A 22,125-nucleotide genomic window follows, 5' to 3' on the forward strand; every position below is an offset into this window, starting at 1 on the left:
GGATTCATGATGAAACTGCAAAAACTTGTCGTAGTGATGTCAGCGCTGGCAGGGGGAATCGCTGCAATGAATTCCCATGCGCTGGGTCTGGGGGAGGTGAAGCTGTATTCAGCTTTGAATCAGCCCCTGGTGGCTGAGATAGAGTTAATGCAGGTCAATGATCTCACTCGCAACGAGATCCTCTCTAACCTGGCCAGCAAAACAGACTTTGAGCGGGCCGGTGTTGAGCGTCCCTTCATTTTGAATAATCTGCGGTTTACCACCAAAGTTGGCCCTGATGGCAAAGGTTTGATCAAGGTTACCAGTGACAGCCCGGTCCATGAGCCTTATCTAAATTTCCTGGTGGAGGTGCACTGGCCAAGTGGTCGCCTGTTGAAGGAGTATACGCTTCTCCTTGATCCTCCGGCCTTTAATGGTCAAACTTCAGCCCCTGTTGTCAAGCCATCCATTCCGCCCCATTATGGGTCTAACCCTGTGTGGGACCAGCCGCTCAGGGCCAATGGTAACCGGATAAACCGCAACTATGCGCCGTCACAGGAAGCCGTTGAATATCGTGACTCCGTTCAGCGGCAACCGGTCCAGCGGGTCTCTTCCCGTCGCGATGATGCCTCTTCAGATTTGAGCAGCACACCCGGGACTTACCGGGTGAACAGAAATGACAGCCTCTGGGAAATCGCTGAGAAAGTGCGCCCCGACTCCGAAGTGACGGTACAGCAAACCATGCTGGCGATTCAGCGTGGCAACCCACAGGCATTTATTGATAACAATATTAATCGCCTCAAGAGCGGGCAGGTCCTGCGGATTCCGGGTCGTAATGAGATGACCAGTTTGACGGTCCGTGAAGCGGTTGCTGATGTATCCAGACAGAATCGTGAGTGGCGGGGGCGCAGCCAGGTTGCGCAACTGGATGCTACCAGGCGAACATCATCCGTCGCCTCGGATTCCCGCAAATCTCTGGATGGTCAGCTGGCCATCGTTTCCGGTGATGCAGCCAGCGGGCGTGGGCAGGACCTCGGTGGCGATGCCGCCGGTGGCAATGCTGTGTTGCAGACCGAGCTGGCCATGACCCGTGAACAGCTTGATAAGCTAAGCCGGGAGAATGCCGAGCTCAAGAGCCGGTTGAAAGATCTGGATGATCAGATTGCTACCCTGAAGCGCCTGGTTGCCCTGAAAGACGATCAGATGGCGGCCTTGCAGAACCAGTCCCGGTCGTTACCCACCCAGCGCCAGGCAGAGACAGCATCCGGGCCGGGCATGATGGCTACGCTCTTTGGTAACCCTCTGATCATGCTCCTGCTGGCTTTGATACCTTTGGGAGGCGCTGGCTGGCTCTTTTATCAGCGGCGCAGGAAACAGCAGGAAGCGCTGGACGACGAAGATGTTGACATTCAACCTGTCAATTTGAATAAGGAGGTACCGATTGATGCCTCCCCAAAGCCAACAGCCTCTCCCAGCGCAGAGGATGAGCTTAAGTTTGATGAAGCGCTGGCCATCGATGATTCGATCATTAATGAAGTAGACGCTGATGGGGAAACCACTGGGCAGACCGAAGACCCGCTGAGTGAGGCCGATATTTATATTGCCTATGGTCGCCTGGATCAGGCTGAGGAACTATTGACCCAGGCAATCTTCAATGAACCGGGAAGGTCTGACCTTAAGCTGAAGCTTGTTGAGGTTCATTCAGAAAGTGGCGATCTTGAAAAGTTCAACCAGGCCCTGGCCGATCTGGAGTCAACCGGCGATCCGGCTGCCATGCGTGCAGCGGAGGAGTTCAAGGCCCGGTTCCCTGACGCATTTGAAGGTGTTTCAGCGCCAGACGAGATCGATGGAATACCAGACCTTGATCTGGATGGCCTTGGGCTGGACGGTGATGAGCAGGGATTAGACTCTCTGGATGACCTGGACTTTGACCTGGATGATTTTGATCTGGATGAAGAGCCTGAAGCCGCTGAACAGTTTGAGACCAGCGGGCTTGATGATCTGGATGACCTTGATTTTGGTGTTGAATCAGACGATGTGCTTGCCAGAGACAGTCAGGCCGCTTTCTCCGATGAAGGTGGTTCCAGTCTTGAAGCTTCTCTGGATGATGACCTGGACTTCCTCTCCGAAGGTGATGAGGTTGCCACCAAGCTTGATCTGGCAAGGGCTTATATGGATATGGGAGACAGCGAAGGGGCCTCAGCAATCCTGCAGGAAGTTATGGAGCAGGGCAGTGATGAACAGAAGCAGGAAGCTATGTTACTTATGCAGAATGCCGGAACCCATTGACCGGGTTGATCAACCCTCTACTTCTGAAAGAGCTCTTGTGAGCTCTTTTTTTTGGTACGCCCGGCATGGGCATGAACTGATGGGGTGAAAGTCCCCTGTGGGAGAACCTACATCTGACTGGCGGTAAAGACGCCTGCTGATGACAACCACTAGCTTAAGGCAAGTGCAGTCCCGTGAGGGGCTGTGCGGAGGCAGTCTGACTGCAAAGGTGCGAGCCGACGTACAGAAACCGCATACAAGGCTGAGTCTCTGGGCGAGTGAGCCAAAGATTACGAAGCCCTCAGGTTCGTGAGACACGGTAAATGCGGCGGTTGTGCACTGAAAGTCCATGTCCTTATCCGGGGAGATCTGTTCAACATGCGATTGGTAAGTTCCCAGTTCTCAGCCACTGGTTACAACAGGCTCGGCGAACAGTGACTCATCATCCTGTTCGAGCAAACCCGATGGCAACCAATAGCGCCAGCAGAGGCAACTCCGCGCGGTGATTGGACAGAAGTCAGCAGAGGCCACAGTAGTTGTACGACAAAAGTCATTAATGGACGGGAAGTCGTCAGCGAAGGGCCGAACATCGATGACAAAGAGGAGACTGATTCCCTCAGGGCGATGCAGCCGTCCGGCGACTCACCGTACCTGGCGACAGAATCTTTAACCAGCTTTGAACCATGATCTACTAAATTGCGTACTTGAACCGGCTAATCTGGCAAGCGCATGGAAACAGGTCAGAAGCAACAAGGGTGCTCCGGGTATCGATGGAGTCACCATTCAAGCTTATCCAGACTTTGCCAAACAGCATTGGCCTTCAGTGCGTCAAGCCTTATTGGACGGAACCTACCAGCCGTCACCCGTGCGCCGGCATGTGATAGAAAAGCCGGACGGCGGTGAACGCTTGCTGGGAATCCCAACCGTGATCGACAGGGTCATACAGCAGGCCATTGTGCAGGTGCTGACGCCTGTCTTTGACCCGGGATTTTCCCCAAACAGCTTTGGCTACCGACCGGGACGGTCAGCACACGACGGAGTCCGTCAGGTTAAGCAGTTGATCAACGGGGGGCTACATTACGCCGTTGACGTTGATCTGAGTAAATTCTTTGGCTGGTTTTTGCTCCTGCAAAACCAGACTTCCCACCTTCCATGGCGGTCATACGGTTAATCACGACGTTTTGATGTCGAGGGTCTCCCGTAAGATCCACGACAAACGCCTTCTGAAACTGATTGGTCGCTACCTGCGCTCCGGTGTCATGATTGAGGGCAATGTCTACCCTACCAGGGTAGGCATGCCACAGGGTGGGCCTTTATCACCCTTACTGTCTAATGTGGTCCTCGACGAACTCGACAAGGAGCTTGAATATCGGGGTCATTGCTTTGCAAGGTACTGTGATGATTTTGTGATTCTCGTCAAAAGTCAGCGTGCAGGGGATCGGGTGATGCACAGTATTACCCAATTCATTGAACGCAAATTGAAACTGAAGATTAACTCCCGGAAAAGTAAAGTTGTGAAAGCAACAGAAAGCGAATTCCTGAGTTTCACCTTCACAGGGAAGAAAGTTCGCTGGGTCCAGAAGTGTCTGGACCGATTCAAATACCGGATACTCAAGTTGACCAGTCGTCGCTGGGGTGTCTCAATGCAACATCGGTTACGCAAATTGGCACAATATATCCGGGGTTGGATGGGGTATTTCCGGTTATCGGAATATTACCGACCAATTCCCCTGCTGGATCAATGGATACGTCGGCGAATCCGTTGCTGCTTTCTGAAGCAATGGCGCAAGCCGAAAACCCGTTTTAAGAATCTGGTCAGGTTAGGCGTTGATAAAGTGAACGCCGCCAAGATCGCAGCCAGCAGCAAAGGGTATTACCGTCTGAGTAAAACTTATGCGGTACAACAGGCACTGAATAACAGTTACCTCGCGAAAATTGGGCTTGTTTCATTGAAAGACTTATGGATCAGGTTTCACCATCATTGTTGAACCGCCCGGTGCGGACCCGCATGCCGGGTGCTGTGGGGAGGGCCGGAGAAAGACCAGCCCTTACCCGATAGACATTTCCTGAAGGCAGCCTACTGATGAGGGTTCAGGTTGTCTGCTGGACTTGATAAAGACTCATTCACCTGCTGCACCTTGCCCAGGTTATTAAGCAGGGTTGGATCATTAGGGGTGAGGGTCAGTGCCTCCCGATAAAAGCGTTCTGCCCGCTGGTAATCTTTGCTCAGATCAGCAAGAACGCCAAGACCATTGAGTGATCGTATTGGCTGATAGCCAGTCATCGCATTACGTTCAGAGTTGTCACCAATATTTTCAGACTGCTGTCGCTAAAGTGACATCGCCCTGTTTAGCAGTGTCTCTGCCTGCTCATTTTGCCTGCCTTGCAGCCTGATAAGCCCCAGAGCTTCCAATGCCGCAATAGGGTAGGGATGATCATTCACTACCTGTTGGTAAATACGCTCTGCCAGTGCTTGCTGTCCGGTCTGCTGGTAAAGTCCAGCCAGTTTCAGGCTGGCCAAATAACCTTGATCCCTGGCGCTATCTGTCTCTTTTATTTCCGCATTCTCCATTTCGGGGTTGAGCGCATCCTGTAATTCAGCTTTTATAGCATTGTTTGCCAGCTCAATGGTTCTGATATGGTTTAACCGAACAGACGTTTAACCAGTGCCGACAGTCTCGATGGAGCTTCATTCTGCTCGGTAAAACGGCTGTGCAGAGCCACTACCGCTTTGGTAACACTGGCCTTCGGGGCTTGCTTAAGCAGTGGCTTACCAGAATTGAGGCTGTTGCTTACCCGGTGATAATCACCGGGAATGGTGACAACCTCGCCCACCTTGAGCGTGTTGCAGATATCATTGACCCTGATGGGCAGGCGGGGGTGATACCGGTTGACGACGATAGTGAATTGATCCCGGGAAAGCCCAAGTTCACTTTCCGACAAGTCCAGCCAGCGCAGGGCATTGCGGAGGGAAAGCATATCCTGCTGAATAACCAGGCAGATATCGTCGGCCTGATCCTGGATAAAAATGGCTCTGGCAGGTAATCACTGGCTTCGGCCCGCATGGCGGCTCTCATCAGCAATGGTTGATCGGCAGGTCCGATAACGATCAGCGTCGTTTTTCCGGCAGTGTTGTTTATTACCGGAAGCAGCGATGACAGAGCATTAAGTTGTTACTCCGGTTGCTGGCTCAGTCGGTGAATGATGACGTCAACCGGTTGTTGTTGCTGGAGTAGTTGTGTGAATGTGTCTTCACCCTTCAGTAACAGGCGTTGGCTATTAATCTCCACTACCGATGTCAGAATGGCATTCAACCAATCCAGGGACTGCTCTGAATCACCCGTCAACAGTACTTCCAGTTGTTCCTGCTTTTGTTCCGGATAGAGGGGGGCACGGCTGGCTGGTTTGGTATTTTTCATAGATAAACTCACTGACATCTGCCTTCTGACTTTATTATGGGTATTGTTCTTATCAGCTACTGCACGGCGTACCACTGTTTGTCCAACCCAGGCTCTCCCTGGGCAGAATAACCTGGAAAGGGGGCATGGCCATGGTTTTGGGGAACCCCATCAGATTGACCGGAGTGACAAATTCAAATGAATAGCCGTCACTCCCCTGCGCGAGTTGAGCCCTGACAAAACGGATGGAATTATAGGCAGCACAGTTAGCCGGGGAGGCAATCACGCTGCCATCCACATCCAGATAGGCCAGATCAATATGACTGGTGGTCAGTCCATTAATTAATGCACTGCGGCTGCCGTCAGCTTTCAGCATTCCCGCCTCTTTGGCAGATTCAATACCACTGGCGTCAGGAAACAGGAATGTAGCGGCTTCCTCTGTCCGACGAGTGGATTCCTGCCGCAGGTTCATAGTGAACATCATACGACCAAAATCAAAAATGCCCAGAATCAGAGCGAACAGCACCGGGGCAATCAGGGCAAATTCCACCGCGGCTACACCCTGCTGTTGTCGCTTTGAAATATTAAAACAGGTGCCCGCTATCATTAGAAAACCCTCATGGATGCCTGTGCCTGCATGGTGATGCTGAGATCCAGGCGCTGATAGCTGTAATACATTCGACCAAATTCAACCGTGGTAATTAACAGTGCTATCAAAAAAGGTAAAACCATGGCAAATTCAACAGCTGACATCCCTTGCTGCCTGTTGGTGTTCTTATAGTTATCTCTGTTCATGCCCCTGGCCCATCATAGAGAACCACATCATAGGCACCACTGATCTTCTCTTCATTAGTAATGGCAGGGCATGGGATATGCTGTGCAATGAACTCTGTACGATATTCAAGATCAATGTTGGTCCAACCCCGCTCTTCATCTACATCATCAATGAACACTCGAGCCGGTTCCAGCATAAAGAAGCAGGCAAATTCTTTGTTATCCAAATCTTCAACGCCACAGCTGGGTGCAACGGGCATTTTCAAAATACGCCGGTTGGTTTCACACTCTGTTCTGTTGCACTGCATGTTTTGATTGGCATTGTCTTGAAGATAATCTACCCGAACGCTCACCGCCCGCATGCCCGGCTGTACCCGGGTGGCCAGTAAGCCACCGGTACCGGCATCGGTTAACCGTGCGGACATAATAATATCCCTGCAATCGCTGGACATATATTAATCAGCTTGTGTCTATAGTTTGTGTGACTTTGGTCAATATTTTGTCTGTATACCATTTGAACGGATATTTCTTCGGTGAGTTCATACCCTGCGACAAGCCGAATCCTTTTTGATTATTATCTGTTGTCGCCGCTTTTGTCCGTGAGTTATTGCGGATGTTGAACCAGATAGTGCAGCCTTAACAGATGCAGCTCATCATAAGAAACCTGTTCCTGCATGGCATCAAACAGTGGTCGTAAACGATCAGTACCATGGGTGTTTATGGCTTCCAGAACACCAGCCTGTTGTGCAGGCAATAGCCGGGACTGTTGGAGAAAAGCATCCGAAACCGGTAGATGAGCGACTTCCGTCTGGTATTTATAGAGATGGCTGAGCAGGGTAGACAGCTTCAGATTAAACTCCTCCTGAAGACGGTTGAGACAGTTATGCTGGCTGAACGACTCCCCAACCTCAACATGTCGGCCCCGGCTTGCTGTTCGATAACGAGGGCGGCTGTCACTGGCAGAAGGTTGTGCAATCTCTTCTATCTGATGTTTTTTGCAGAATGACAGGATTTCATGGAGAAACGCATCCCCATAGTGATCCAGTTTTACCTGGCCAACACCACTGACCTGTAACAGGCTGTCCCTGGATTGTGGAAATCTGGCCGACATCTCAATCAGGGTTTTGTCGGAAAAAATAATGTAAGGCGGCACGTTCTCCTGATCTGCCAGCACCTTGCGACAGGCCCTGAGAATATCAAACAGCTCGTGGTTATAATCCAGACTGCCCTGTTTCTCTGTTGCTGCTTTACTGGCGGGTTCTGCTCTTTGGGTGAGCCTGAGCTGGATTTGCTGAGCCCCTTTGAGCACGGCACGGGCATTGTCGGTCAGTTTTAAGCTGCCGTATTCCGCATCCTGAAGTACCAGGTTTTCCTGTATCAATTTACGGGCCAGCTGCTGCCACTGGGGTCTGGTCAATTCAGTACCGATGCCGTAGGTGGGAATCTGGTCATGTTGGCGCTCCCGGATTCTTTTCGATTTTGAACCCCGCAGCACATCAATCACATAGGACACACCAAAGAGCTGGCCTGTGCGATAGATGCAGGAGAGCAGTTTCTGGGCGGGCACGGTCACATCAGTAAACGGTTGTTTTTCGGATAGGCAGTTGTCGCAGAGCTGGCAGTTTTCCTGGCTATAGGCTTCACCGAAATAGTGCAGCAGCGGTGCTCTTCGGCACTCCTCGGATTCGGCATAGCCGATCAGGGCGTTCAGGTGCTGGTTGGCGATACGCTGTTCCGAATCGGGTTTCTGGTTGATAAAGAACTTGACCTTCTGAATATCGCCATAGCTGAACAGGAAGTGACAGTTGGCAGGCAGACCATCCCGCCCGGCACGGCCGATCTGCTGATAGTAGCTTTCAATATTCTGGGGCATATCAAAGTGGAGGACAAAACGAACGTTGGATTTATTGATGCCCATACCAAACGCCACGGTGGCCACCATGATCTGAATATCATCCCGGATAAAAGCGGACTGGTTGGCCTTGCGTACTTCACTGGCAAGCCCGGCATGATAGGGCGCTACGGAACAACCGTTATCCGCCAGAATCTGCGTCAGTTCATCCACCTGTTTTCTGGAATTGCAGTAGATAATGCCAGACTGGTTCTGGTATTTCTCAATCAGTTGCAGGGTCTGGTCAACCGGCTTCTTTTTCTCCATCACCTCCAGAAACAGGTTGGTCCGGTTAAAGCTGGCGATAAACTCATTGCTGTCGGACATCTGCAGGCTGGTTTTTATATCCTGCTGTACCCTTGGTGTGGCGGTGGCGGTCAGTGCCACACAGACGGCATTTGGAAAGTGTCGGCGCACCTCTGCCAGTTGCCGGTATTCCGGGCGGAAATCATGGCCCCATTCGGAGATGCAGTGGGCTTCATCAATGGTCAGGCAGTCAATGTTGAGGGTGCTGAGCAACTGTTGCGTACGTTCCAGCATCAGGGTTTCCGGTGCCATATAGAGCAGCTTGATACTGCCATTCTGCACCTGGCCCAGGGTGTTATGATAATCCGCACTGCTCAGCGTGCTGTTTAACAGGGCGGCAGGGATGCCCAGAGACGTCAGTTGATGAACCTGATCTTCCATCAGGGAGATCAGCGGTGAGATCACCAGGGTCAGGCCCGGAAAGATCAGCGCCGGGATCTGGTAACAGATGGACTTTCCACCACCGGTGGGCATGATGGCCAGCGTGTCGTTACGAGCCAATATGTTGTCAATAATGGCGCTCTGGTGTGAGCGAAATGCATCGTATCCAAAGACGGAATTGAGTATTTCTAGTGCTGGTGCGGACATAGCTATTTGGATTCAGGCTGTTCAGGATAGAAATTCCAGTGGTTGTCCTTTTTACCGTCTTTATGCTGCCATTTTCAACTTTTTTTGCTGATTCAAAAAGGCTGGCCCGTGGAAATTGATTTGGTAATGTTTATTGAAGTTATTTTCACCAGCACAGGGGAACAGGCAATCACCCTTTGCCCTCCGTAGCCTTTCGGTTTTAAGCAAGAATAGCCTTCCCACTGTTTTTTGCTAAGAAAAATACTCAGGGTGTGTCTAGTTCACGGTTTCAATGTATTTGACGGGTTCTCTATATTAATGAAGCCCAAACTCCGTTCGTCCTGAGCGGAGTCGAAGGGCGCAAACTCCATACCCTGAGGACTGTGCCAATCACCCTTCGACTCCGCTCAGGGTGAACGGAGAATACACCCCAAACTCATTGAAATGGTGGGCCAGGAGCACTTGTCACCTCTAATGACTTTTTGAATCTGAACGGCATATCGCACATTTCCCGACTTTGTTTTTCTTGTTGAGGTTGTCATACTTGAACGCTATTTTTTCAGGGTTCTGAGGTCGTGTTTCACTACTTCTATTGGGTAGTAAATGCGTAGCAAATACGTAGCAAATGGCAGTCGATTTCGGGGTTTTTCAGATTATTTCAGTGGACCTTAGTGGTTAATGAATCAACCTAAAGCTAATAAAGAGACAACGGTGGTTTCACCGGATCGGCGATTTTCCGTGGCACCGATGATGGACTGGACGGACCGACACTGCCGCTACTTCCACCGCGTCCTGTCTGAGCGGGCACTGCTGTACACCGAGATGGTCACCACCGGTGCCCTGGTGTTCGGCGATAAAGACCGTTTTTTACAGCATGATGCATTTGAATACCCATTGGCCATTCAGCTCGGTGGACACGATGCCAGCGACCTTGCCTTTTGCGCCGGGCTGGCGGAAGAACGAGGTTATCAGGAAGTGAACCTGAACGTGGGCTGTCCCAGTGACCGGGTGCAAAATGGCCGTATCGGGGCGTGTCTGATGGCTGAGCCGGAAACCGTTGCCAATGCTGTCAGAGCCATGAAAGAGCGTGTGGCCATTCCGGTAACGGTAAAGCATCGCATTGGTATTAATGGTCGCGAGTCCTGGGAAGAGTTGCTGAACTTTGTCGGTACCGTGGCACAGGCGGGGTGCGATACCTTTATTGTTCATGCCCGTATTGCCGTTCTGGAAGGGCTTTCTCCGAAAGAGAATCGGGATATTCCGCCGTTAAAGCCAGATTGGGTGTATGCGCTTAAAACGCAGTTTCCCGGGCTGAATATTTCTATTAATGGCGGAATCAAGACCTTTGAGGAGATCGATCATCACCTGCAGTACGTGGATGGTGTGATGCTCGGTCGTGAAGCCTACCAGAATCCGTATCTGCTATCCGAGGTGGATGGTCGCCTCTATGGTTGTCAGCAGCCCGTGAAGAGTCGCGCTGAAGTGATCGAGAAGATGCTGCCCTATATTGAGTCAGAGCTTGCCAGGGGAACATGGCTCAGCCATATTACCCGCCATATGTTGGGGCTTTATCATGGTGTGCCCGGCGGCCGTCGTTTTCGCCGGCATATCAGTGAAAATGCCCATAAAGCCGGTGCCGGGATTGATGTGCTGCTTGATGCTGTCAGGCTTGTGGAAAGCGTGTAATACCTGAAGGCAATGTGAAAACAAACGTCAGGCAGTCACCTCTGGCTGCCTGCAACGCTCCAGTTGTTTAACCAGGTCACTGAAGGCCTTCTGGTTGTTTTCATTCAGGCTCATCAGTGTCCTGTGGGCTTCCAGTACCCGGGCATGAATGGATTCCTCACTGCACTCCTCGCATTCAATGTCCTGGTATTCGCAGGTCTGACCGGCGACATCTTCAACAATGATAAAGATTCGCTCAAAACCCATGCTCATAAGGATTCTGGTGATATCAGGGCGGGGAGATATCAGCACTGGCCGCTGGTCTATCTGCTTTCTGGCCATAATGGATAATTTCGCCAATAGCCCCAGTGACGTGCTGTCGATGGTTTCCGCCTCTGAAAGGTCAACAATCACAGAACGAAATCGCGGCTCTTCGAACATGGCCTGAAGCAGATTCTCCAGACTGGAGCATAGGGTGAGTCGAACTTCTCCGATCAGCTTCAGTACGTAGGTACCTTCGCTTTCGGCAAACTGAATTTTTCCGGGTGTCATAATCAGTATCGAGCCAGTATTAACATTGCAATGTCATCAGGAGCTTCCTGAATATCATTGAGCCCCAGCCTTTCGGTCAATGTCGCTATGGTGTCGGCACCTTCTCCGATAACCGATAATAAATGATCTTCCTTTTCTTTAAGGCTTTTCTGGGGCAAAACCTCAAGAATACCATCTGAAAGAATAGTTAAGCTGAATTGCCGGGGCAAGTCTATAATGACATCCTCATAAACAGCATCCTCAAACAATCCTACCGGTAAGCCTTTGCCTTCAAGAAAACGGACCTTTTTGCCTTCTTCAGCGATCACGGGTAATGGAAAATGTCCGCCAAACGAGTAGGTAAGCGTCTGGTCACGGGTATTGACTATGCCACCAAACACGGTGACATGTTTTCCCAGTCCGGTTTTCAGCAGGCTCTGATTGATGTAGCTCAGCACATGTGAAGGTTTGACCCTGATTTTGCCGCCGTTGTTGTGATAGTCCTGAAGCAGGCTGATGGACATATGCTTGAGAAGCACAGTAACAAAAGCAGATGACGCGCCATGCCCGGAAACATCGGCCAGATAAAAGGCAAAACTGTGGTCGCTGAGCGTGAAATAGTCGACAAAATCCCCGCTTAAATAGAGGGATGGGATGATGTTGTGGTCAACTTTGAAATCCCTGTATTCCAGCGGGTGTCTGGGCAGCATATTCATCTGCACCTGACGGCCGGCTTTCTGGTCCTCCTGCAGCAGGGTCAGGCTGCTCTTCAAAGAGTTGATGGCTTCTTCGAGGCTGGCCCGGTAGCGCTTGTTTTCCATCAGTAACTGGGCTTTTTCAAGAGCTCGGTGGATGGCGTACTCTAATACCTCAAGATCCACGATCGGCTTCACCAGGAAATCGCTGGCACCAAGGTGCAGGGCTTCTACCACATCGGTCATAACGCCAGCGCCGGAGACAACAATAAAGGGTATGTCACTGGCTTCACTGCGCACCTGGCTCAGCATGGTGAGTCCATCCATGATCGGCATGCGAAGATCACACAAAATCAGGTCTGGATGGCAGTCACGAAAAATATGCAGGCCCTGTTGTCCATTTCCGGCTTCATGGGTTTTGAAGCCAATGCCTTGCAGGTAGGCGACAATGCTTTCACGTACTATAGTGTCATCGTCGATAACCAGAATGGTACTGCCGGTCATGGATACACCCGCAAAGTAAAGTGAAGATAAGGACCCGCTTGAACCCGATACATTCGGATAAAAAAAACCACATTAAAATGTAAAGTTAAGGGAAAAATACTCCCAAGCTGCCTTGGCTGCAAGCGGGAGTATTGGCAAATTAATGTGTTTGCCCAGGGCCTGTTGACGTTTCGTTGCGTGCTGAGCACGCAACGAAACGTCAACAGGCCCTAAAGTCATCGGAGCCAATGGCTGATGCGATTGTCATTGACGGTTTATAGTTAGAAGTCATCTTCAGGCAGCTGGCCGGTGATCAAATATTCACGTCTTTGTAAATAGGTGTCCCGGATAAACGTGTAACGGTCTCCAAGAATCAGCTCTTCAGCATCCAGAAATTGAGCGCGTCTATTGATAAGGTCAATGCCGTCGAGAATCCAGCGATCCCGCTCAGTGTCATGATAGGCTACCGGATTGGTGAATGCATCAGGAATTCGGCCAACACCGGAACGCAACGTACTCGGGCCAAGTAACGGAAGCACAAGGTAAGGTCCGGAAGGTACCCCCCAGTTGGCAAAAGCCAGCCCGAAATCGCTGTAGCGCTTATCAAGCCCCATGGGCGTTGCTACATCAATCAGGCCAAGAATACCCGCCGTTGAATTGATGATGAAGCGGCCTGATGACACCAGTGCATCCTGCCCTTTGAGCTGGACGCCGGCACTGGCGATATTTCTCAGTTCCCCGAGGTTGCTGAAAAAGTTGCTGACTAAGGTTTGCACCGGCCCGGGGGTGACAAAGTGGTAGGTCTTTGCCACTGGCTTCAAGGCATAGTGATCCAGGGTGTCATTCAGTTTGAACACTCGGCGGTTCCAGCACTCCAGTGGATCATCGTAAGAGACGGGTTCAGTGCCAAACGTCAAAGCGGGCAAGAGTGTCAGTACCATTACGACAACTGAACGAACAATAAACGCAGGAGAATGATTCACACGTTTGATCCTTGATTCCTTGTTAATTTTCAACGTCTTCAATGACTCAGGCACACCTGTTGTCTGTTGCATGCAATGACGGGATGAGTTTCGCAAACGGTTGTCCTGGACGGTTAGCTGTCGGGATGAGTTATAAAAAAAGCGATTAAGAGGTTATTCTAACTTGATCTCATCTACTATTGCCAACCCATGGTCAGCTTCATAGGTTGAGAACAATCTCCCTGTCCCATCGCCATTGTCCAAATGTCCCGGTATCACCCCGCCGGTGAATCAGCTGTCGGGTTAAAGCCCGGAGTCTGTTTGGCCCCATCACCCCATCGACGTAACAAAATCACGGCCGGGAACGCAACCGCATACATCGTCAGCGAATACACCGCTGCTGGCAGGGCCAGGTCTGGCAAGCCTGAACTCACGCCACTGATCAATACCGTCAGGGTCAGCGCCATGGGGGAATTCTGAATGCTGGCTTCAATGGCAAGGGTTTTGGACTCGGTACGGGTGAGATTAGACAATCGTCCCAATATTAAACCAAAACACGTCATCACAATGGGTAAGAAAAGAAGTCCCATAACCACTTGGGAAAAGTTAGTCATAACATTTTCGGCGGCGGACGCCACTGCACCAAGCACGATGATGGTCCACAGTACGTAAGCCAAACGTTCGAGCCCGGTTTCAATCTTTACTGCAATCGACGTTTTAAAATGGCGGAAGATCACCCCGAGTGATACCGGCGTCGTGGTAATCAAAAAGGTGACTAAGGCAATCTCACTGAAGGAATACTCGTTTAATGCATCGCCCAGGAAATGGGTCAATGACAGTGACACCAGGAAAGGAACAGACACAAAGGCCAGAATACTGGTATTGAATTAACTTTTGTAGAGTGGTCAAAGAGAGGCATAAGAAGTTCTTTTGCTGCTGAAAACTCAGACACCATAATCTGCTGTCTTCACTTGTGGGAGCACCGGTTTGTACAATCACATTAATAGTGAATCGGGAATAAACACCTCGTTATTCTTTAATAGCATCAAAAATTATTTTTTTATTTATAAAATATTTATTTGACTGGGAAACTAATTAATAACTTTCCACTCTAAAACAAGAGTTCAAATTTATCGATTTCAAATAAAAACATTGAGAGGGAATGATCATGGGACCTGTAACTGATAATCCGGTGAAAACCCTGGCTGCCAATGCTGGGCCGGATACGGCTTATTCATCCGCTATCAAGGGTGTGAACGATGGAGCCAATGCAATACATCAAACAACCAAAGCTGCGGTTGATGACCTGGGCTTTAACAAGCCCGGTTTGATCAAATGGGGAAAATGGCTTGTTGGCAAGCTTGGCCCGTTTGGATACTTTGCCACTATTGTGCTTAGCCCGATACTTATCCCTGCCTCTCTGGCCTATGATGCGGGCAGAGGCATGAAACTCCTGTTCCGCAAGATTGCCAGGGTTGAAGAGCCGGTGCAAAAGCTCCTGCCAATGGTGGAAAAGCAGGTTCAGGAAGTAGGGAAGCTTAAGCAGCACAAACAAGAATCTGATTCCAGGCATGCACAGGTTTCTGACCAGCTGGCAGCCTGGAAGACCCACTCCGGTGAGTTAAAGAGCCTGAACGATCAGGTTAATGATCAGGCCAAGCAGTTGGAGCTTAAATTAAAACGGGAGCAGATGAGAAATCACGAGCTCAATGATCTGCTGCAACTTTTAGCCAACCGTGCAGATGGCCTTGAGATCAATAATGCAGATAACCTTAAACGTTATCAGGATATAGGAGTTGCATTGGACAAACAACTGGCTGAAAAATCGGTACGCATTGCAGAGCTTTCCAAAGAGCTTGAAGCAGCCCGGCAGCAGCGCGATCATGATCTGGAAGGTGATATGCGGGCCAGACAGGAACAGGCTGATGTAATTCGTAATCTTGAGAGCAAATTAGCAGCAGACCAACAGCTAATGTCTGATTTAGAGGGTCTTTACGAGGCAGAGATACGCAGATTATCAGGTCAGCATAACGTTGAAACGATGAAGTCAGATGATCAGCATAAGCTTGAATTGAAGGAGCTTTCGGCGACGCATCAATCTGATATGGAGAAATTAGCGGATGGTTATGAAGAAGCTATTAAGGCTATCGACGCTAAAAACGAAGAGCAGGTTCAAAAGCTGAGGGCGGAATGCAGCGAATTGAATCAGATGATGAAAGATCAATGTGTTAATAATGAAAGCCGGCAGTTTGTGGAAACATCGCTTAGAGTCCAAGTATCTCAGCTTGAACAACAATACAGTAAATCTTGTGATCAATTAAAGAGTTTCAAGGAGCAATACAATATTCTGCTTAAACAAAAAGACGCAGAAGCAAAGGCCGAAATTCATACCCGATCACAGCTTGAGAGTCGTATTAAGGAGCTTCAGGCGATACTGGATATTCCAAAGGATTCACGTGGAGTGCAGACATCTGAAGTCACAGTAAGTGAACCCCGGGAGCGGGTCGACACAGCTTCCCAGGTAGAGGAGCAACCACTAACGGTGCTGGTCAATACGGATGCCCAGACAGCGATTGGTTCCTCGGATGCTGAGTCTCTCATGGTCGAAGGTGCCCTGCCAGGAGCGGGGCTTGAATTACTGATAAAACAGGCAATTTCTGAGGACGGAGAGTCGCTGGGTATGCCTGTCCACGGTAACTCGGAGCAGGAAGTGGTAAACGTCAATGTCGGTACTCAACATGAGCTGGATAATATAACTGGTAAGCTTCATATTGCAGAAAACAATGTTCTGGCCCTTTCTGAAGAGTTGCGTAATCTCAGGGAAAAACTTGATGATAACGATGTTGATGTAGCTCGTTTGGTTGAAGAAAATAGAAAACTTTCAGAAGAAAAAGTAAAGCAAGATGAAGACTTAAATTCTCTTGAAATGTTGATTACTGGAAAACGTTCGGATAGTGCGGATCCAACAGATTTAAAAGAAGCATTAAAGAAAAGGCTTGAAGCTGACGGTATGACAATCGAGGAGCTTAACGCTAAATCAAAATCTGTTGATGAAGAAAAGTACAAACTGCTGACACAAAATCAGGGATTGCATCACGAGATTGATCGTTTATTGAAAGCAGTCAATGAATTTAAGGCGCTGCAGGAACAACAGCAAGCAGTCATTGAACTTAAGGCGCTGCAGGAACAACAACGGCATGACGATCAAAGCGCCGCTGAATTACCTCGGGCTGAAATGACTGGGTTAGTAGCTGCAAATGAGGTAGTAGAATCCGAAAATGTTGAACAAAAGCCATAACGCCAGTAGCAACCCAAAGGACGGCATTATCGCAAGCAACAGGTGGAGCAGATGTTTCCACCTTGCACCAATTGAAGACTGATATACTACCTTGGACTGTAAGTCTAAATGAGCAGACAGCCCGACAAGATCTGGGCGCAGCTTTGATGACTGAATGTTCCACTATGGTAGACGTAGCTTCTGATAATGGTCCTCCAGGGATAGATCGGGCCTCATCAACAGCAAGCAACTCGGTGGCTGCAGTTCGGCTGGATAGTGTCATGATTGGTTTAGTGAAGTGGCCCTATAGCCAGCTCTACAAATCCTTGTATCTGGCTTTTGATTACGGAGCGAAGCCCATGGCCTCATGGACATGGAAAAAGAGTACGGCTATTGCCGATTCTATACGACAGAGCACCGGTTGGCTTAGTCGGAAGATATGGGTAAAAACGCCTGATCGGGCCGATTCCGGCGCTAACACGGACAGTCTGCCAGTGTCTTCCAGGCTGGAAGCGGATGCTTCAACTGTACCCGATAATCCGGAAGTATAGCTACGGCTATGCTACCTGGTTTATGCTTGCATAGTCAGCCTTCGAGAAGCCTGCCGGACTTAAGTCTGCCCTGCGCGGCAACTGCTCCTGCGTTCCCCTGATACATGATTTCAATGTAATTGATGGATTTTCTCCATCAATGACGCCCAGACTTCGTTCGTCCCAAGCGGAGTCGAAGGTGTAAAGACCATACCCAAGACTGTGCCAATCACCCTTCATCCATGCATCCTGCGCGGAGATTATACACCTCAAACTCATTGAAACGGTGTACCAGACTTAAGACTGTCTTTCACGGCAACTGCTCCTGCGTTGCTCTAGCCCGGATATTTCATAAACATGCTCCCGCTCTCGCTTGTCCTTTGCCGCTCTAAGGGAGTTTTGTTCAGTCGACCGTACTCCCCGGTACGGCGCTCCCTCACAAAATCCCTTAGAGCGACAAAGTCCTACGCGAGATTCGGGGCAGTTTATGAAATATCCGGGCTAGCTCCTGCATCCATGCAGTCGTGCGGTTGCGATAAATTGGTCTAAAACCCGAACAACCCGATTGTCGAGTTTTCTCTCCCTGGTTTTCAGATAATGAGTTATCGGATATTGAAATTAAAACACTGTCTTTTGATTTTAAAAAAAATATGAATTCATGCAACTTTCTCCAGCTTTATCTTCTCCAAGCATTGTTATTTTGGCCCAACAAAAAAATGCAAGGTAATAAAATGTCTTATAGCAATATCATGACACCTCCCCCCGCGGTGTCACAACACGGCTTATATACCGGTGCGCCGTCGTCTGTTCCCGAAACAGGGCAGAGGCAGGTTTCCTGGGGGGGGAGTGGAGTAGCTAATCACGAGGCTGGCACGCCTCATTTGTCAGGGCATCAGTATGCAGCAGGGCCAGCGCCATCATTTGATGGCTCTCCCCCTTTTGATGGTCGTGTTGTTGATCATGTTAACCCTGAGGCTATGTCCAGGTTGAAGGAACACAACAATGAGCTGAGAGCGCAGAAAAACGAACTTCGCATGGCACTTCGTAACACCGGGGAAAAACTAAAAGTCAGTGAACACCAGCGTCGTGAGCTGGCAAAAAGAGCTGATATTCCTCCTGACAGATATACTGAATTATTAGCGACGGAGCGAAGATCCTCAAGATGGGAGAATGCGAGCCAGCGCATGACTGATTGCACCGAGCGACTCCTGGACTCTCACCAGATGGCTGGTCAAACAATCGAGGAGCTACTGGCGAAGAATGAATCATTAACTGAGTTACAGGGGCAGATGAGTGACACTCTTAATAGTGTCAACCAGGAGCTCAAAGGGGAGAGAGAGCAATCAGAGCAGGTTCAATTGAAATGGAGCGAGGCAGAGCAAGAGGTAGCCCGACTAAACACTGAGTTGCAATCTGCCCATGCGGATAAACAATCTCTGGAAGGTCAGCTCAATCGCGCGTTAGACCATGCAAGCAATGCTGAAGGCAAGATGTATGCAGAGGCTGAGAAGAATCTTCAGCTGAAATCCGCAATGTCAGAGCTGGTGACTGAAAAGTCAGGGCTGTCAGCGACTATTGAGAACATGGATCGTCGCGTGGCTTTTTTGAACAAAGAGATTGAGCGGGATGGGCAGGCGCTGTCTGCAATAAACCTGGAGAAGAACCAGTTAAAAGAAGAGTTGGACTCATATCGGAAAAATGAGACCCGGTTGCAAAATGAACTACATAAAACGAAAACCAGTCTGGAGGTTGCCAATGACCAACTGACCCGCTCGGAGAATTTATTAAGTGATACGCAAAATGAACTTTCGGAAATAAAGAAAGAGGCACTTTCCCTGGAGCAACAGCTGACCAGGGTTCAGGCGGATAAAAATCACGTATCGGAATGCGCCAGGCAACTGCAGACAACGCTAAAGGAGAAACTGGAGTCAATAGAAAATCTCAATACTGAACGTGCACGAATGGGAAAAGAAGTTGACTCTTTACGGGAGGAGGTGGGTCAAAGTAAGGGACGGGCTGCTCACCTGGAGCAAGAACAGAAAGAAAATGAAAAAATTATTAAAGGTTTAGAGCAACGAATCGAACAACAGGTGTCAGAACTTGGCACTATGCATCGCATGGAAACGGAGTTTAATAATACAAAAACCCTCAATACAGAGTTACAGCAGAAAAATCAGAAACTAACGGGTGAATTGACAACAGCTCATAAGCAGGCCAGGGATAACCGGGCCCTGTACGATGCAACTTTACTTGAAAAGGGTAAAACGGATCAGGCTCTGATGAAGGAACAGAAATCTCATAAAACAGATATTGAAAATTTTCAAAAAACGATCCAGAGTCAACAGGAATTAATTCAGACTCATTTGTCATCAATTTCGGCGCGTGAGAAAGAGATTCGTGATCTGAACACTCAGGTATGTGGCCTTGGTGCCGAATTGGCTACCGCTAAAGCTGAAGGTAATAAGGAAGAAATTCAAAGATTACGCCACGATGTTGCAGTAAAAGAACAAGAAATTGCGATACTCCAGGAACATCAAAGGGTATCCCAGACACAGATAGATACGCAGCGTGAACAGATCGATCAGCTGCAGCAAAAACTGGCTGAATCTGAACTGGAGCGTAAGAAGGGGGCGGCAACCATCAATAGTTACATTTCTTTAATGAATAAAGCAGAAGTTGAGCTCCAGGAGAAACGAGAACAACAGGAGGGAATCGACAGTATTAAAAAAAGCATTCTTGAACTGAAAGGTGGTGTACAAATGACAGGTAAGCGTATGGATGACTTCAGTGTTCGTTTACAAAGTTGTGAGGGAAAAATACAGGAATTTATCAGCAAAATAGAATCAATTATTAATATCCCGAACCTTGGACCAATGGTGAATGATATAAAGAGTGAATTGGAAGGGCTGGGTAAAGAGTTCTCGACGATAAGAACGGAGCAGGGGCAGAACGAAAATAGACTTGCTTGTCTGGAATCAAGAACAGAGCTGCTGGAAAGTACTAGCAAGACAAGTGTCACCATTAAAAGAGAAGAGAGGTCTATTGAGTCAGGCTCTTCTTCATTGGTGATGAGTACACCAGGCTTTGATGACGTGTCCCAGTATGAGATCCAGAGAGGGCTTGCTGCCGACCTGGGGGTTGAGGGTGCAGCTGGCAGTATCAGCCAGAGTCGCCTGAACCAGGCAGGTGGGGATTCAGCGTACACTTCATTGCAATTACAGAGTCAATCAACAGCTGATGGGACAATGGTTCAATCAAGGCCGACCCACCTGCAGGATGGCTCCAGTTTGATAGGCGGCCTGACACCGATTGGACGTTATGGAGACGGCTTTTCATCCTCGGAGGATAACTACTTGCGTGATCCTTCCCCTGACATTCAGGAATTATTAAGTGAGAGTTTTGACTCTGAAACTCGTTCGGAAAGTATTTACTATAGTACGAGTACTACAAGGGATATGGACACCATGGAATCGTTAACAATGCCTCTCAACGGAGATAGCAGCGACGAAGCGTGACACTTATCATCTGGCTGAGGATACCTCTGAAGCGATTCAGAGGTATTTTTATGTGCATGGAATGAATACCGCTGTAAAAAAATTGATTCAATCCGGAACGCTGCCAATGGCAGTCCCCATTTTTATTTTGTTGTCTGGCTGGTGGTGTTCAAGCCAGCCCACTTCGGTATTGGCAAAAAGAACAATAACTGTTGATCCCAATTTGAATCGCCCCATTTCATCACCACGCTCCAGATGGACAGGCCTGTTTATATAGTTCTGCCATGTAATCTGCCGTGATGCGGGTTTCACCGGCCCAGCCCAGACGGTTTCCATGCTGCCGACAACCATGGCTCCCACCATGATGACCGCCATCTCGCCATAGTCGGTTGCAAAAATATTGATTACCCGCTCGTTGCGGGCGTATAACCCTTGAATATCCTGTGCCGTTGCAGCATTCACGGAATAAAGTGAGCCCGGGACGTAAATCATTTGTCTCAGGGTTCCGCGGGTGGGCATATGAACACGATGATAGTCCCCCGGGGAGAGGTAGATAGTCATAAACAGGCCATGCTTGAATCGGCTGGCCAGCTGATTGTCTCCGGCAAATAACGCTGAAAGGCTGTAATCATGTCGCTTTGCCTGAAAAATCCGGCCGTTGTCAACGGCTCCCATCTGACTGATAGTGCCATCTACCGGGCTGATGATCAGATCCGGGTCTTCCGGGAGCGGGCGTGCTCCTTTTTTCAGAGCGCGTGTAAAAAAGTCGTTAAAGTTCTGATAGTTATCAGGATTCTCATGAAGCGCTTCACTCAAATCGATATTGTTTCTGGCAGTGAATTCGCTGATTAACTGATTTTTAAGCCACGGCCACTTTTTTTCAGCAAGGGAGTGAGCCAGATAGTTGATCAATTGGTGAGGCAGCAGCCTTTGCAGGTAGGGGGGGAAGCTGTAAGCAGTTTCTGACCGGACAGGGGGCTGCTCAGCTATAGAACGTTCAGAAAAGCTGAAAATTGCTGTCAGAATAATGCAGCCGGTAAGTAGTATTCGCTGTAAACAGAGCATGCAGGGTTTCGCGGTCAGTGCCTTCCAGGTAGTTGGTTGAAAGGTTAGACCGCGAAAAGAGAAAAAAGTTACCCGGGAACCGGGTTTCTGAAGTCAATAACTTCAGGACAGGGACCCCTTGAGGGATCCCATTGATTAGCGGTTAAGTAGCTGGCCATATGGAATCGAATATTTCTGGCTACTTGGGCTGGTACTATGCGAGGCACAACGGAGGGAGCATAGCCGTAGCTATGTGACCGG

General features: G+C 49.3%; 20 protein-coding genes. 7 read left to right on the plus strand and 13 right to left on the minus strand.

Going from position 1 to position 22,125, the window contains the following annotated elements:
- The first annotated feature begins 6 nt into the window (after window positions 1-6).
- The 3 genes from CX664_RS22395 (at window position 7) to CX664_RS27910 (ending at window position 4,235) form a co-directional block, all read left to right on the plus strand.
- Complete coding sequence (locus CX664_RS22395; protein ID WP_101748875.1) at window positions 7-2,268, plus strand: motility hub landmark protein FimV; 2,262 nt, start codon at window positions 7-9, stop codon at window positions 2,266-2,268.
- A 655-nt stretch (window positions 2,269-2,923) separates the two neighbouring features.
- Window positions 2,924-3,418, plus strand: a complete 495-nt coding sequence (locus tag CX664_RS27905; protein ID WP_276328512.1) for a reverse transcriptase domain-containing protein — start codon at window positions 2,924-2,926, stop codon at window positions 3,416-3,418.
- 13 nt (window positions 3,419-3,431) lie between these two features.
- Complete coding sequence (locus CX664_RS27910; protein WP_276328513.1) at window positions 3,432-4,235, plus strand: group II intron maturase-specific domain-containing protein; 804 nt, start codon at window positions 3,432-3,434, stop codon at window positions 4,233-4,235.
- Window positions 4,236-4,324: 89 nt separating this feature from the next.
- Here the strand turns inward: CX664_RS27910 and CX664_RS22405 are convergent, their stop codons facing one another.
- From CX664_RS22405 to recQ, 8 genes are all read right to left on the minus strand, one after another.
- Window positions 4,325-4,531, minus strand: a complete 207-nt coding sequence (locus CX664_RS22405; protein ID WP_101748876.1) for a tetratricopeptide repeat protein — start codon at window positions 4,529-4,531, stop codon at window positions 4,325-4,327.
- A gap of 45 nt (window positions 4,532-4,576) precedes the next feature.
- Window positions 4,577-4,819 carry a hypothetical protein gene (locus tag CX664_RS22410; protein ID WP_101748877.1) on the minus strand — a complete coding sequence of 81 codons (243 nt, stop codon included), beginning with the start codon at window positions 4,817-4,819 and terminating at the stop codon, window positions 4,577-4,579.
- Window positions 4,820-4,890: 71 nt separating this feature from the next.
- Complete coding sequence (locus tag CX664_RS25925) at window positions 4,891-5,226, minus strand: CpaE/TadZ family protein (RefSeq protein WP_146000227.1); 336 nt, start codon at window positions 5,224-5,226, stop codon at window positions 4,891-4,893.
- Between the two features lie 194 nt (window positions 5,227-5,420).
- A complete protein-coding gene (locus CX664_RS22420) occupies window positions 5,421-5,666 on the minus strand; it encodes a hypothetical protein (RefSeq protein WP_101748879.1) in 246 nt (81 codons plus the stop codon).
- A gap of 52 nt (window positions 5,667-5,718) precedes the next feature.
- The gene (locus tag CX664_RS22425; RefSeq protein WP_101748880.1) at window positions 5,719-6,252 is read right to left on the minus strand and encodes a TadE/TadG family type IV pilus assembly protein; all 534 of its coding nucleotides are present in this window, start codon (window positions 6,250-6,252) and stop codon (window positions 5,719-5,721) included.
- On the minus strand, window positions 6,252-6,398 hold the full coding sequence (locus CX664_RS22430; protein ID WP_180966591.1) for a TadE family protein: 147 nt from the start codon (window positions 6,396-6,398) through the stop codon (window positions 6,252-6,254). The genes CX664_RS22425 and CX664_RS22430 overlap by 1 nt, the downstream gene beginning before the upstream one ends.
- A 38-nt stretch (window positions 6,399-6,436) precedes the next feature.
- Entirely contained in the window at window positions 6,437-6,844 is a 408-nt protein-coding gene (locus tag CX664_RS22435; protein ID WP_101748882.1) for a hypothetical protein, read from the minus strand.
- Between the two features lie 179 nt (window positions 6,845-7,023).
- Window positions 7,024-9,204, minus strand: a complete 2,181-nt coding sequence (recQ, locus tag CX664_RS22440; RefSeq protein ID WP_101748883.1) for a DNA helicase RecQ — start codon at window positions 9,202-9,204, stop codon at window positions 7,024-7,026.
- Between the two features lie 657 nt (window positions 9,205-9,861).
- On the opposite strand from recQ, the gene dusA reads away from it, so the two are divergent.
- The gene (gene dusA, locus CX664_RS22445) at window positions 9,862-10,869 is read left to right on the plus strand and encodes a tRNA dihydrouridine(20/20a) synthase DusA (protein ID WP_101748884.1); all 1,008 of its coding nucleotides are present in this window, start codon (window positions 9,862-9,864) and stop codon (window positions 10,867-10,869) included.
- A 27-nt stretch (window positions 10,870-10,896) separates the two neighbouring features.
- Here the strand turns inward: dusA and CX664_RS22450 are convergent, their stop codons facing one another.
- The 4 genes from CX664_RS22450 to CX664_RS22465 all read right to left on the minus strand — a co-directional run bounded on the left by CX664_RS22450 (window position 10,897) and on the right by CX664_RS22465 (window position 14,394).
- Window positions 10,897-11,400, minus strand: coding sequence for an STAS domain-containing protein (locus tag CX664_RS22450; RefSeq protein WP_101748885.1), 504 nt, complete (start codon window positions 11,398-11,400; stop codon window positions 10,897-10,899).
- A gap of 2 nt (window positions 11,401-11,402) precedes the next feature.
- Window positions 11,403-12,578: a SpoIIE family protein phosphatase gene (locus CX664_RS22455; protein WP_101748886.1), complete on the minus strand. Its 1,176-nt coding sequence runs from the start codon at window positions 12,576-12,578 to the stop codon at window positions 11,403-11,405.
- Window positions 12,579-12,838: 260 nt separating this feature from the next.
- Complete coding sequence (locus CX664_RS22460; protein WP_219622267.1) at window positions 12,839-13,540, minus strand: MlaA family lipoprotein; 702 nt, start codon at window positions 13,538-13,540, stop codon at window positions 12,839-12,841.
- A 254-nt stretch (window positions 13,541-13,794) separates the two neighbouring features.
- Entirely contained in the window at window positions 13,795-14,394 is a 600-nt protein-coding gene (locus CX664_RS22465) for a hypothetical protein (RefSeq protein WP_338063480.1), read from the minus strand.
- A 452-nt stretch (window positions 14,395-14,846) separates the two neighbouring features.
- Between CX664_RS22465 and CX664_RS22470 the strand changes: the two genes are divergently transcribed.
- The 3 genes from CX664_RS22470 to CX664_RS22485 all read left to right on the plus strand — a co-directional run bounded on the left by CX664_RS22470 (window position 14,847) and on the right by CX664_RS22485 (window position 20,841).
- Complete coding sequence (locus CX664_RS22470; protein WP_146000229.1) at window positions 14,847-16,817, plus strand: coiled-coil domain-containing protein; 1,971 nt, start codon at window positions 14,847-14,849, stop codon at window positions 16,815-16,817.
- Window positions 16,818-17,077: 260 nt separating this feature from the next.
- A complete protein-coding gene (locus CX664_RS25930) occupies window positions 17,078-17,347 on the plus strand; it encodes a hypothetical protein (protein WP_146000230.1) in 270 nt (89 codons plus the stop codon).
- A gap of 710 nt (window positions 17,348-18,057) precedes the next feature.
- A complete protein-coding gene (locus CX664_RS22485; RefSeq protein WP_146000231.1) occupies window positions 18,058-20,841 on the plus strand; it encodes a coiled-coil domain-containing protein in 2,784 nt (927 codons plus the stop codon).
- 87 nt (window positions 20,842-20,928) lie between these two features.
- On the opposite strand, the gene asd is transcribed toward CX664_RS22485, so the two are convergent.
- Window positions 20,929-21,885 (minus strand): archaetidylserine decarboxylase, encoded by a 957-nt coding sequence (gene asd / locus CX664_RS22490; protein WP_101748892.1) that lies wholly within the window; start codon window positions 21,883-21,885, stop codon window positions 20,929-20,931.
- Window positions 21,886-22,125 lie beyond the last annotated feature (240 nt).

Origin of the sequence: Endozoicomonas acroporae (assembly GCF_002864045.1) — a bacterium.
Taxonomy (GTDB): Bacteria; Pseudomonadota; Gammaproteobacteria; order Pseudomonadales; family Endozoicomonadaceae; genus Endozoicomonas; species Endozoicomonas acroporae.